Here is a 12,189-nt window from a genome sequence, read left to right as displayed (position 1 = left end):
AGGGATAAGGCCGGAATACCCACTTCGGCGATGTTGGCCGGGTGTAATGACATTTTGTCATCGTTGGGCACAGAAGGGAAAATATGGGTGGTTCACCATGGACCGATCGACGTCGGTGCGAAAAGATCCGGTCATGGACGACGACGCCAGGGCCGTTCTCGACGAGATCTTCGAACTGCTCCCGCCCCGAACCACCGTGTACCGTTCCAGCGCCGCCGCCCCTGTCGCGGACCTGTCGTTCCCCGAACCGGCCACCGAACCGATCCGCCTCCCGGCCAGCCCCCTGCCGACCCGCTGAACGGCCGACTCACTGAACAGGYGGATGGCACCACGGTCCCGCGTCGGCCCCGCACCGGACTCACTTCACCGCCGGTTTGCCGGTGTCCGTGGACAGCGCCGCGATGAAGGCCTCCTGCGGCACCTCGACCCGACCGATCGTCTTCATCCGCTTCTTGCCCTCCTTCTGCTTCTCGAGCAGCTTGCGCTTGCGGGTGATGTCGCCGCCGTAGCACTTGGCGAGCACGTCCTTGCGGATGGCGCGGATGTTCTCCCGCGCGATGATCCGGCTGCCGATCGCAGCCTGGATCGGCACCTCGAACTGCTGGCGCGGAATCAGCTCGCGCAGCTTGGTCGTCATGGACACGCCGTAGGCGTAGGCCTTCTCACGGTGCACGATCGCCGAGAAGGCATCGACAGTCTCCCCCTGCAACAGGATGTCGACCTTCACCAGATCGGCCAACTGCTCCCCGGCCGGCTCGTAGTCGAGGCTGGCATAGCCCCGGGTCCTGGACTTCAGGGCGTCGAAGAAGTCGAAGATGATCTCACCGAGAGGCAGCGTGTACTTGAGTTCCACCCGGTCGGTCGACAGATAGTCCATCCCCTTCAGGACACCGCGCCGGCCCTGGGACAGTTCCATCACCGCCCCGACGAAGTCGGTCGGCAGCAGCAGCATCGCCTCGACGACGGGCTCGTACACCTCGGCGATCTTCCCGCCCGGCCAGTCACTGGGGTTGGTCACTATGATCTCGGAATGGTCCTCCATGACCACCCGGTAGACGACGTTCGGGGCCGTGGAGATGAGAGTGAGGTTGAACTCGCGCTCCAGCCGCTCCCGGACGATCTCCAGATGCAGCAGGCCCAGGAAGCCGCACCGGAATCCGAACCCCAATGCCGCGGAGGTTTCCGGTTCGTAGGTCAGGGCGGCGTCGTTGAGCTGAAGCTTGTCGAGAGCCTCGCGCAACGCTGGATACTCGCTGCCGTCGATCGGGTACAACCCGGAGTACACCATCGGCAACGGATCCCGATAGCCACCGAGCATCTCCGTCGCCGGCCGCCGGGTAGTGGTGATGGTGTCGCCGACCCGGGCCTGCCGGACGTCCTTGACCCCGGGGATGACGTAGCCGACCTCGCCGACCGACAGCGACCCGGTCGGATGGGGGTCCGGCGAGATGACACCTACCTCGAGGGTCTCGTGGCTCGCGCTGGTCGACATCATCAGACACCGGTCGCGGGTGGTCAGCGTGCCATCGACCACCCGCACATAGGTGATGACGCCGCGGTAGATGTCGTAGACGCTGTCGAAGATCATCGCACGAGCCGGACCGTCCGGATCGCCGACCGGGGCGGGCACCCGGCGCACGATCTCGTTGAGCAGCTCCGGCACTCCCTGGCCGGTCTTGCCGGACACGCGGAGCACCTCGCCCGGCTCGCAGCCGATGATCGCCGCGATCTCCTCGGCGTACTTCTCCGGCTGGGCCGCCGGAAGATCGATCTTGTTGAGTACGGGAACGATGGTCAGGTCGTTCTCGATCGCCAGGTACAGGTTCGCCAGGGTCTGCGCTTCGATGCCCTGGGCCGCGTCGACCAGCAGCACCGCGCCCTCGCAGGCCGCGAGCGAACGGCTCACCTCGTAACTGAAGTCGACGTGGCCCGGTGTGTCGATGAGATGCAGGATGTAGTCCCGACCATCGTCGGCCCGCCACGGCAGGCGCACGTTCTGGGCCTTGATGGTGATCCCGCGCTCGCGCTCGATGTCCATGCGGTCGAGGTACTGCGCGCGCATGTTGCGCGCCTCCACGACACCGGTCACACCAAGCATCCGATCGGCAAGAGTCGACTTGCCATGGTCGATGTGGGCGATGATGCAGAAGTTGCGGATCATCGTCGGGTCGGCGCCGGGCGCCAGGTGCGGGGCTGTGGACACGCGGAGAGTTCTCGTTTCGCTCGCGGTGATCACGGTGGAGCCGCCCGTGCCGATATCTGGGTCGACCACCTTCATCGTGCCAGGAGCCGCGCRCAACGTTGCGCCGGTGCGCCGCCGCGCGGGGGTTTGATAATCTGAGTGCCACCGTGACGGGCCGCGTCGTCGTCCGGTCATGATCTGGTCGATCATGACCTGTCCGGTCATGATCTGGTCGCCATTCCGTGCGGCGCCGGTCGCCGGAGGCAGCCGGTTCTCCGCGGTACCTGCTGCTCCCAGGAGCCAGCGAGATATGCCGGATCACCGGGCACGGCCGGTACCCGTACTATGACGTGTCCGCACCACCCCGACTCGACAAATCAGAGGTTCTCCCGCGTGGCCAACATCAAGTCGCAGATCAAGCGCAACCTCACCAACGAGAAGCGGCGGCTGCGCAACAAGGCTGTGAAGTCGGAACTCAAGACGCACGTGCGTCGCTTCCGCGACGCCGTGGATGCCGGTGACGTCGAGCGCGCCGGCGAGACGCTGCGGATCGCGTCCCGCAAGCTGGACAAGGCCGTCAGCAAGGGTGTCATTCACGCCAACCAGGCCGCCAATAAGAAGTCGGCACTGGCTCGCACGCACGCCAACCTGGCCGCCAGCTGAGTCGTCTTCCTCCAGCCGGGGCGCCGCAGGCGTCCCGGCTTTTCCGCGTGCCCACCCGTCGGTCGGGCCTCTCGCCCGGTCAGAGCCCGCCGCACGGCGTGGAACGGGCTCCGGGCTGCTGTGGAGCCGGTTCCGCCGAGACCTCGTCCGGCCGGATCAGCCGCTMAAGCACTTCGTGATAGGCAACCATCGCGCCGACGGTCAGCGGGAGGACAYCGACCACCCAGGCGCTCGCGAGATCACCGAGTGCGATCACCACCGTGACCAGCCCAGTCACGATCATGAGCAGCCCCCGCATCCAGCCCGCCGGTAGCACCCGCAGGCCGAACCAGCCGCCCGGCGGCGGGGCCTCGGGGTCGGCTGCCGGCTGAGGAGCCACGACGATGCCGGCACCGGCTCCCGGACCGTCAGCCGTCCCCGGACCGTCAGCCGTCCCCGGACCGTCAGCCGTCCCCGGACCGTCAGCCGTCCCCGGACCGTCAGCCGTCCCCGGACCGTCAGCCGTCCACGGACCGTCGGTCATCCACGGCTCCCGGCCGCCCGGGCCCGCCCGACCAACCTGGCCACGGCGACCTCGCGCAACAGTTTCTCCAAGGCGTAACCGGCGTCAACCGCAGCGCCCTTGACGCCGGCGTCGGCCTCGGCGGCCGCCCGCAGGGCCTGGCCGAGACCCCGGTCCGACCATGCTCGGGCGGAGCGCTGCGCCTTCTCGACCTTCCAGTCCGGCATACCCAGGGCTCGGGCGAGATCCCACTTCGAGCCGGGACCCGCGGACGCCACCCGGGCGAGGTCACGCAGACCACCGGCAACGGCGCTGGAGACCAGTACGGCCGCGGTACCCCCCTCCAGGGACTGACGCAGCAGCGTCAACGCCTGCGGCAGGTCGCCGCCGATGATCGCGTCCGCGACGGCGAACCCGCTGGCCTCGGCCCGGCCCCGGTGGAAACGGGCCACCGCGGCCTCGTCGATCAGCCCGTCGGTGTCGGCCACGAGTTGATCGCAAACGGCGGCGAGCTCACGCAGATCACCACCGACCGCGTCGAGCAGGGCGCGCACCGCGCCGTCGCTGACCCGGCCGCCGAGATGCCGCACCTCGGCGACGACGAAATCGTGACGCTCCCGCGGCTTGGTGATCTTCGCTGCCGGCACGACCCGCGCGCCCGCGGTCTTCAGCACGTCCGCGAGTTTGCGGTTCTTCACCACGCCGCTGTGGACGACGACGAGCACGACGTCGTCGAGCGGACGAGCGATGTACTCCAACAACGCGTCACGCAGATCCTCGGCGAGGTCCTGCGCGCCGCGGACGACCATCACCCGGCCACCTCCGAACATCGAGGTGGCGCCGAGGTCGATCAGATCGGCCTCGCTGAGCTCACCGGCCGGCCGGTCGACGATCTCGACATCGGGATCACGGGCCCGAGCCGCGTCGAGAACCCCGCGCACCGCTCGACCGACGAGTAGATCCTCGTCGCCGGTGACGAGCACGAGCGGCGGCAGTGCGGAGGAGGACACGCAGGTGAGCATGTCACGATCCGCCCCCGGGCCGGCGGAGCACCACCGAGACGCGGACTCCCGCCCCCGACCCGGAGGCGGCTCCCGCCAGCGACCCGGACTCGGCGGACCCGGCGGGTGCCGCCGTGGCGACCACCGCCACCGCGCCGTCGCGGTCGGTCCGGGCGACGGCCATGCCGGACCGGCGCAGCGTCCGCAAGGTGGACGGCGCGGGATGACCATAGCTGTTCCCGGTGCCGACGCTGATCAGGGCGAATCGGGCCCCGGTCGCCGCGAGGAAGGTGGCGTCCTGATCAGCGGCGCCGTGATGGGGCACCTTGAGCACGTCGGCTCGTAGCGCCGTCCGATCCTCCGGGCTGCCGGTCAACACCCGCTGGGCCGGCGGCTCCACATCCCCGGTGAGCAGGATGGTCACCTCCCCCACCCGTGCGGAGAGCACCAGGCTCGCGTTGTTGGGATCGCTCTCGGTGCCGTGCAACACGGTGCGCGGAGCCAGGACCGTCCAAGAGACCGCCCCCACCTGTGCCCGGGAGCCGATGACGGCCGTCCGCAGCGGCACACCGGCCCGCCGGGTCCACTGTTGGACCCGGTGCCACTGGAGAACGGGTTCCCCCAGCGGACTGCCGAGTACCTCCCCCACCGGAAGCCGGCCGAGCACGGCCGGCAGCCCCTCGACGTGATCGGCGTGGAAGTGGCTGAGAATGACCACCGGTATCCGTCGCACGCCGAGGTCGGAGAGGCAGCGGGTCAGCAGGGCCGGATCGGGGCCGGCGTCGACCAGCACCGCGGTGCCCGGTCCCGCCGACAGCACGAGGGCGTCGCCCTGACCGACGTCGCAGGCGACCAGGCGCCAGCCGGGCGGCGGCCACGGCGCCAGCCGCCCGGCGACGGCGCATCGCGCCAGGAGCAGGCCGACCAGGGCCGCAGCGACCAGTCGCCGCGGCACCCGCCGCCGCAGCGTCGCCACCACGAGCCAGGCGACACCGGCGGCCACGCCCGCTCCCATCACCCCCGTGGGCCACGGCAGCGTCGCGGCAGGAAGATCGGCGCACCGGCCGGCGACCGTCACCAGCCACCAGCACGGCAGATCGGCGAGGTGCGCGAGCAGCCCGGCTGCTGACGGCGACACCGCCGCCACGACCAGCGTCAGTACTCCCAGCACGGTCGCCGGTGCGACGGCGGGCACGGCCAGGACGTTCGCGGGCACCGCCACGAGGCTCAGCCCCCCGCCGGTCCAGGCCAACACCGGGGTGCACGCCAGCTGGGCGGYGGCCGCGACGGAGAGCACCTCGGCGATTCGCGCCGGCAGCCGGCGAGCGAGCGCGTCCCGCCAGCCCGGCGCGAGAACGATCATTCCGGCCGTGGCGAGGACGGACAGCGCGAAGCCGACCGAGAGGGCGAGCGCGGGATCCGCCAGGATCAGGATGATCACGCTCGCCGCCAGGGAGGGCAGCACCGCCCTGGGACGGCCAACGGCGAGCCCGAGCAGGCCGACCAGACCCATCGCCCCGGCACGCAGCACGCTGGCCGAGGGCCGGGCGAGCACGACGAACCCGACGAGAGCGAGGGCTCCCACCGCGGCGCGCGACCGTGACCCACGCCCGGTCCATCCCATGAGGTAGAGCGCCGAGGCCGTCACGATGGCGACGTTGCTACCGGACACGGCCGTTAGATGGGACATTCCGGCGGCGCGGAAGTCCGCGCGCACCGCATCGTCGAGCCCGGAGACGTCGCCGACCACGAGGCCGGGCAGCAGCCCGCGACGCGGTTCAGGCAGTCCCCCAGCGGCTCGACGCAGCCCGGCCCGCAGCCCCCCGGCGATTCGTTGGATCATTGCGGGTCCGCCGCGGGTCCGCGGTGGGCCGTCGGCGAACAGGACGGCGGCCACGGTGTCACCGACCCGGGGTTCGGCGAGCCTGCCGGAGACGACCAGGTGCTGGCTGGGCAGCAGAGCACCCCAGCCGCCACCCCGCGCGAGCAGGACCATCGGGGCCCGGACCCGCAGATCCGCCGGTGACGCGGTAAGGCGTTCCGCCCGGACGGAGATCACGAAGGTCACGCGATCGGCGCCGCCGCCCTCTCCTCTTCCCTCTCCGGCTCCGGGCCCGGTTCCCGTCCGGACCGCGGTGGACGAGGAGGTGGCGCGGGGATCGTCGGTGACGACGACCTCGGCGGTGACCGGACGGCCATGCCGGACCAGATCGGCGAGCGGGCCGCTGTCACGCGGACGAGCCGCCAGTCCACCCGCGAGAAACCCGGCGGCCAGGAAGACGAGGGCCGTGAGCACGACGACAGTGCCGCCGGAGCACCGCCCAACGCCCCGGGTGAGCGGCGCGCTGCGCGGCTGCGGCTGCGGCTGCGGCTGCGGCTGCGACGGACGAGACGCGCCCGTAGCCGCCTCGGCCCGAGCGCCGCCCGGTCCCGGGCAAGTCGGCCGACCACCCCGCGGACGGACCTGGAGCAGCAGGAACATCGGAGCCGCGACGAGCACCGCACCGGCGGCGCCCAGCAACGGAACGGACGGCGGCCAGGTGCCGGCACCCACCGCGCCAGCCCAGGCCATGACCGCCGGGCCCACCAGCCGGGCGTCCATGGGACGGGAAGCCCCGGACGGCCGTTCCGGCAGCGCGAGTCCGGTCTCCATCCCGACGTCGACCACTGGAACGTCAAACCTTCAGCAATGGCAGCAGATCGGCCAGCCGCTTGTCGCCGACTCCGGTCACCTCCGCCAGCTGCTCGGGCGACCGGAAGGGCCCGTGCGCCGTGCGCCACTCGACGATGCGGCGAGCCAGCACAGGCCCCACCCCGGGCAGACCGTCAAGCTCCTCGGCGGTCGCGGCATTCAGGTCGATCGGACCGGTCGCCGCGGTGGAACCGGCGGACCCGAGGCCAGTACCCGCAGGTTGCCCGGCCGCCGTTCCGGGCCGCGCCGGGCCGGGCTTGCCGTCGACGAGGACCTGTTCTCCGTCGACCAGCAACCGGGCCAGGGCGAGGCCGGTCGTGTCGGTGCCCGGGAGCACTCCCCCGGCGCGTTCGATCGCATCCACCACGCGCGCGCCCGCCGGGAGCCGGACGACCCCCGGCCGGGCCACCCGGCCGGCGACGTCGACCACCACCTCGCCGCTCGCCCCGGTGCGGGCGGCCCTGGCCGTCGGTGCCGAAGTCACGCTCGTATCCGTGGCGGAGGTGGCCCCGTGGTCCGAGTGGTCCGACCGGGCGTTGCCAGCCGCCGCCGACTCCCCCGTCCGGGGGGTATCGACCTCGGAGGAGGCGAGCGGCACCGGGCGGTGCTGCCAGGAGAACCAGGCGGTCATGAGCGCGGCAGCGAGGGCGACCAACGCGAGAACGAGGGCGGCCCGGGCGGCCGGCGCCACCACGATGCCATGCAGCGTAGCCGGAAGCCGCCTGCGGATGACGCCGACCAGATCGCCCCGTGGAACTCCCGGCGCCGGCCGGCCGGCCGATGGCCCGCGATCAGGTCCCCGGCCGCCCTCGTCCTCGCCATCGTCCATCTCGCGCCCCGCACGGGGGTGGACCAGACGGGAGTGGACCGGACGGCGCCGATCCGTTCGGCCGGCGACCAGCCGGCCAAGATCGGCCCCTTCCGCCGCGAGCTCGTCCGCGACCCATCCGCCGGCGGCCCGGTCCTCATCAAGGAACACGCCCTCGCGAATCCCGAACAGGTCGGACTCGTCGCCACCGATCTCCTGCTCGTCCTCGGTGAACGTGGCGTCACGAACGCGGCGGGATCCACCAGCTGAGCCGTCCGCTGGGGGGTCCGGCGGACGCAGCGGCACGGTGGCGTCGTCCGACGGCAGCAGGTCCAGCGATGGCCATCGCGACGAAACGGACGTTTCAGGCGGAAATGCGTGGACGGGGAAACGCGGCGACGGGGCCGACAGCGGGTACCCGGGACCAGGGGTGGATTCGACCATGGCTGGACCGTAGATCGATCACGGCGGCTCCCGCTCCGCTCGCCGCCGTCCTGTGGACAGCCGCCCGTCGTCCACAGCCCCCGCCCAGTGGCCTGCCGGGGTCCCGGTTCTGTCGCAGCCACGGGCTCGGCGGTAAGGTCCGCTCGACACTGATTGTGGGAGYACCACTGGGAGGTGCGCCGATGCGCGTGACTGTCGACTACGACCGCTGCGCGAGCAGCGGAACCTGTGTCCGTCTCGTCCCGAACGTGTTCGAGATCCGCGACGACGGCTTCCTCTACCTCCTCGACGAGGAACCCGACGACGCCAGGTGGGACGACATCCAAGAGGCTGTTGACTCCTGCCCGACCGAGGCGATCAGCATCTCCGACAGCTGATCACGACGTGGCGGTCGGCCGGGAGAGTGAGTCGCGGTAGCGACTCGCCGGAACCGGGTAGAGACCTTCTGGCGAGAGCGGCCCGCGCGTATCCGGGCGGAGCCCCGACCCGGGGAGGTGCCTCGATGGCCACGATCTACCGGCAGCACCGACGTCAGCAAGCCCCCAGCGCGCTGTGGCCGGCGTTGCTCCTGCTCGGTGCGGCGGTCACCGTGCTGGGACTTCTGCTGATCACGAACCCCTTCGCGACAGCCCGCACGCTGGCGGTCCTCGCCGGGGTGGCACTCGTGCTCTCCGGTATCAGCGAGACGATCGCCGCGGTCCGGTCGGAGAACACTGCGGGGACCGCCCTGTTCGGGATCATGCTTGCGCTCGGCGGCGTCATCGTGCTGCTGTGGCCGGGAGTCACCCTCCGAGTCGTCGCACTGCTCGTCGGCGCGATACTGATCATCACCGGGGTCGTCCGGGCCCTGGTGACCTGGGCGAGCAGATCCTCGCGTGGGACCGGCCGCGGCATCGCCGGTCCGCTCGCCTTGGCCGCGCTCAGTGTCGTCCTCGGCGTGCTGGCGCTGACCTGGCCGGGAACGACGATCATGGTACTAGCGGTGATCTTCGGAATCCAACTGATCGTCACCGGTGTCACCGAGATCGCGCTCGGGCTCGCGCTTCGCCCGCACGGTCACTCCTGACCTCCGGCGACCATCCGTTCTCCGGATTTCCGGCGGATCAACCCGCGATTGCCGAGCGCGCCCGCCGAGTCACCCGCCTCCCGGCCCCGCGGCGGTRCCTTTGCCCGGGGCATTGACGGGGGTATCGACCGGGTCATGGACGGGGTCATGGACCGGGTCGATGCCGAACGACGACAGATCGACGGTGCCGCCCGCCCGCGTGGACGGACCGGTACCACCGCCGACGGAACCACCGGACCGCTCCGGGTCCACCGCGAGAGCCGTCCGCCCGCCCGCCTGCGCGACGGCCGCGGCGACCACCGGATCGATCTCGACGGGATCGATGAGATGACGACCCTTGTTCCGGACACTGCCCACCTCGGCCGCGACCGGATGCGCCGCGACCACCCCGGCCGGAGCCGGCCGCAGCAGCGAGGCGAACGCGGCGGGATCGCGGACCGAGGGATCCATCCAGCGATCCCAGGCGGCCTCGGGCAGGATCACCGGCGAGCGGTCGTGCAGGAACTCCAGCCCCGCGGCGGCCCCGGTCGTGAGGATCGTGAAGGTCACCAGCGGGGCCTCACCCCGGCGCCAGACCTCGTAGAGACCCGCGAACGCGAAGATCCCGCCGGTCGCGGGATGGCCCGCGGGACGGATGTAGAAGGGTTGCCCCCGCCGCGAGCCACCACCCGGATGAAACCACTCGTAGAAACCGGTCGCCGGGACGAGGCAGCGCCGTGCGGCGAAGGCCGATCGGAACGCCGGCTTGGTCGCCGCCGTCTCCGACCGCGCATTGATCATCTTTGCCCCGATCGTCCGCTCCTTGGCCCAGGACGGCACCAACCCCCAGGTCGCGAGGCGAAGGACCCGCTCGGTCCGGGCGGCAGCCGGCGGCTTCCCGGCCGGGTGCCGGCCGGCCGGAGGGAGGTGCGCCTCACCCCGAAGAGCGCCGTCCGGGAGCTCACGCGGCTCGGCGATGACGATCGGCATCGCCGAGGTGGGCGCCACGTTGTAGTTCTCCGCCACCCCGCCGGCAGTCTCGTCGCGAGCGGACATCGCCGCGGCGAGGTCGTCGGTCTTCAGCTTCTGGGTGTACCGACCGCACATGGCGCCAGTGTGGCACCCGGGTCCGACAGTTCCAGGTTCCGCGCGGAGGTCACCCGAACGCGAAGGTCACCCGAACAGCGTGGCGAGGCCACCGGCCAATGCACCGAGGTTGACCAGGCCGAAGAACCCGACCCAGAGCGTCGGGGGCAGTCCGGTCAACCGCGCGAGCTGATCCGGGTCGGAATCCCCGGCCCGGCGCCGACGGCGCCCCCGCTGCACCTCGATCACCGGGCGGATCGCGCCCAGCAGCAGGAAGCACGCGATGTACGCGGCGAATCCGGCGCGCACGGTCTGCGGCGCGAACCAGGAGACCGCCAGGATTCCCGCGGTACTCCCCAGCACGGACAGGGCCCCGAAACCGTTGCGGATCACGACCAGCATCGCCAGCAGCAGCGCCACGCACAGCTGCAGCAGCAGACTCGTCCGGCCGGTGGCCAGCAGGCCCGCGGCTCCGAGACCGAGCAGAGACGGTGTCGTGTAGCCGGCGGCGACGGTCACGACGACACCCGCACCGGTCGGCCGTCCGGAGGACACGGTTACTCCGGAGGTGTCCGAATGCAGCCGAACGCCGGCCAGGCGGCGCCCCGTCGCGACCGCGGCCAGGGCATGGCCGCCTTCGTGTGCAATTGTTATCACATGTCTGGATATCGGCCATAGGCGGTCGCTGAGTACCGTCAGGGCCGCCAGAATCGCGGCAACGACGAGCACCCACTGCGGCGCCGCCGGCTGCGCCGCAATGCTCCGGCGCAGAATCTCCATTTCCGTCGTCTCTCCCTCATCCGCGCGGTTGGTCCCGCTCCTCCACAGACGCCTGATACGAACATCATCGATCCTGCCCTCACCCCACGCGACGTTGCCTTCCGGTGAAACCGGACCGCGGTATCGCCGGACATCCACGACGACCGGTGTCAGGGGGTGGGGGTAAGGTCGTGTCGCATTCGGCACACCGGGGAGACCGCGAGGAACATCGAGGAGTGGCCCGTCGTGGCGGAGTACGTCTACCGGCCGGTGGTCAGCATGGTGCGGGGACTTTTCGGCGCACTGCGCCTGCGTCTCGACATCCAGGGCACGGAGAACATCCCGGCATCGGGTGGCGGCATCGTCCTGATCAATCACGTCTCGTACCTGGACTTCGCGCTCGCGGGTCTGCCGTTCTGGATCGCGGAGCGTCGGCTGGTCCGGTTCATGGCCAAGAAGGCCGTCTTCGACCACCGGATCAGCGGGCCGCTCATGCGCGGCATGCACCACATCCCGGTCGACCGGGAGGCCGGCGCAGCGTCTCTGCGCCACGCCCTCGACGCACTGCGCGCCGGGGAACTCGTGGGCGTCTTCCCCGAGGCGACAATCAGTCCGAGTTACTGTCTGGCGACATTCAAGACCGGGGCGGCCCGGATGGCCGCTCACACGAAGGTGCCGGTGATCCCGGTGATCCTCTGGGGCAGCCAGCGCATTTTCACCAAGGGGCGGCCCTTCAGACTGCGGGACGCGATCGGTGTCCGCGTCTCGATCACGGTGGGCAGGCCCGTCCAGCCCACGGAACTGGGTAAGGGCCGCGACGGCACGGCGCTGCTGGAGAAGGTGATGAACGAGCTGCTCGACGACGCGCAGCGCCGCTACCCGCGACCCGCGCCGGGCGAGCCGGACTGGTGGCTGCCCGCGCATCTCGGTGGCTCGGCTCCTGATCGGCCGGCCGATCAGGACGCCGCCGAGCAGAGCACCTCCGAGGAATCCGGCCAGAGCTGACA

13 protein-coding genes are annotated in these 12,189 nt (G+C 71.0%); 6 read left to right on the top strand and 7 right to left on the bottom strand.

Annotation, left to right across the window (positions count from 1 at the left end):
• Positions 1-133 precede the first annotated feature (133 nt).
• Entirely contained in the window at positions 134-298 is a 165-nt protein-coding gene (locus tag KBI5_RS05670; protein WP_232234895.1) for a hypothetical protein, read from the top strand.
• Between the two features lie 60 nt (positions 299-358).
• On the opposite strand, the gene lepA is transcribed toward KBI5_RS05670, so the two are convergent.
• Complete coding sequence (gene lepA / locus KBI5_RS05665) at positions 359-2,161, bottom strand: translation elongation factor 4 (RefSeq protein WP_116289846.1); 1,803 nt, start codon at positions 2,159-2,161, stop codon at positions 359-361.
• A 414-nt stretch (positions 2,162-2,575) separates the two neighbouring features.
• Between lepA and rpsT the strand changes: the two genes are divergently transcribed.
• The gene (gene rpsT / locus KBI5_RS05660) at positions 2,576-2,845 is read left to right on the top strand and encodes a 30S ribosomal protein S20 (protein WP_011435705.1); all 270 of its coding nucleotides are present in this window, start codon (positions 2,576-2,578) and stop codon (positions 2,843-2,845) included.
• Positions 2,846-2,924: 79 nt separating this feature from the next.
• Here rpsT and KBI5_RS27625 read toward each other — a convergent pair whose 3' ends face one another.
• Genes KBI5_RS27625 through KBI5_RS05640 form a run of 4 tightly spaced genes read right to left on the bottom strand, consistent with a single transcriptional unit; the run spans position 2,925 to position 7,734 of the window.
• Entirely contained in the window at positions 2,925-3,368 is a 444-nt protein-coding gene (locus KBI5_RS27625; protein WP_241882674.1) for a hypothetical protein, read from the bottom strand.
• Positions 3,365-4,369 carry a DNA polymerase III subunit delta gene (gene holA, locus KBI5_RS05650; RefSeq protein WP_011435703.1) on the bottom strand — a complete coding sequence of 335 codons (1,005 nt, stop codon included), beginning with the start codon at positions 4,367-4,369 and terminating at the stop codon, positions 3,365-3,367. The genes KBI5_RS27625 and holA overlap by 4 nt, the downstream gene beginning before the upstream one ends.
• Before the next feature lies 1 nt (position 4,370).
• Positions 4,371-7,016 carry a ComEC/Rec2 family competence protein gene (locus KBI5_RS05645; protein ID WP_241882673.1) on the bottom strand — a complete coding sequence of 882 codons (2,646 nt, stop codon included), beginning with the start codon at positions 7,014-7,016 and terminating at the stop codon, positions 4,371-4,373.
• A 7-nt stretch (positions 7,017-7,023) separates the two neighbouring features.
• Complete coding sequence (locus tag KBI5_RS05640; protein ID WP_051569444.1) at positions 7,024-7,734, bottom strand: ComEA family DNA-binding protein; 711 nt, start codon at positions 7,732-7,734, stop codon at positions 7,024-7,026.
• A 6-nt stretch (positions 7,735-7,740) separates the two neighbouring features.
• Here KBI5_RS05640 and KBI5_RS27620 point away from each other — a divergent pair, with 6 nt between their 5' ends.
• From KBI5_RS27620 to KBI5_RS05630, 3 genes are all read left to right on the top strand, one after another.
• On the top strand, positions 7,741-8,118 hold the full coding sequence (locus KBI5_RS27620; protein ID WP_035730063.1) for a hypothetical protein: 378 nt from the start codon (positions 7,741-7,743) through the stop codon (positions 8,116-8,118).
• 356 nt (positions 8,119-8,474) lie between these two features.
• Positions 8,475-8,669, top strand: a complete 195-nt coding sequence (locus KBI5_RS05635) for a ferredoxin (RefSeq protein ID WP_011435700.1) — start codon at positions 8,475-8,477, stop codon at positions 8,667-8,669.
• Between the two features lie 125 nt (positions 8,670-8,794).
• Positions 8,795-9,358: a DUF308 domain-containing protein gene (locus KBI5_RS05630; RefSeq protein WP_011435699.1), complete on the top strand. Its 564-nt coding sequence runs from the start codon at positions 8,795-8,797 to the stop codon at positions 9,356-9,358.
• 69 nt (positions 9,359-9,427) lie between these two features.
• Here the strand turns inward: KBI5_RS05630 and KBI5_RS05625 are convergent, their stop codons facing one another.
• Positions 9,428-10,444: an SOS response-associated peptidase gene (locus KBI5_RS05625; protein WP_011435698.1), complete on the bottom strand. Its 1,017-nt coding sequence runs from the start codon at positions 10,442-10,444 to the stop codon at positions 9,428-9,430.
• Between the two features lie 66 nt (positions 10,445-10,510).
• Positions 10,511-11,203: a M50 family metallopeptidase gene (locus KBI5_RS05620; RefSeq protein WP_011435697.1), complete on the bottom strand. Its 693-nt coding sequence runs from the start codon at positions 11,201-11,203 to the stop codon at positions 10,511-10,513.
• Positions 11,204-11,428: 225 nt separating this feature from the next.
• Here KBI5_RS05620 and KBI5_RS05615 point away from each other — a divergent pair, with 225 nt between their 5' ends.
• Positions 11,429-12,187, top strand: a complete 759-nt coding sequence (locus KBI5_RS05615; RefSeq protein WP_023840554.1) for a lysophospholipid acyltransferase family protein — start codon at positions 11,429-11,431, stop codon at positions 12,185-12,187.
• Positions 12,188-12,189: the final 2 nt, after the last annotated feature.

Origin of the sequence: Frankia sp. KB5 (assembly GCF_002099325.1) — a bacterium.
Taxonomy (GTDB): domain Bacteria; phylum Actinomycetota; class Actinomycetes; order Frankiales; family Frankiaceae; genus Frankia; species Frankia casuarinae.
This window is presented reverse-complemented; position numbering and strand designations above follow the sequence as displayed.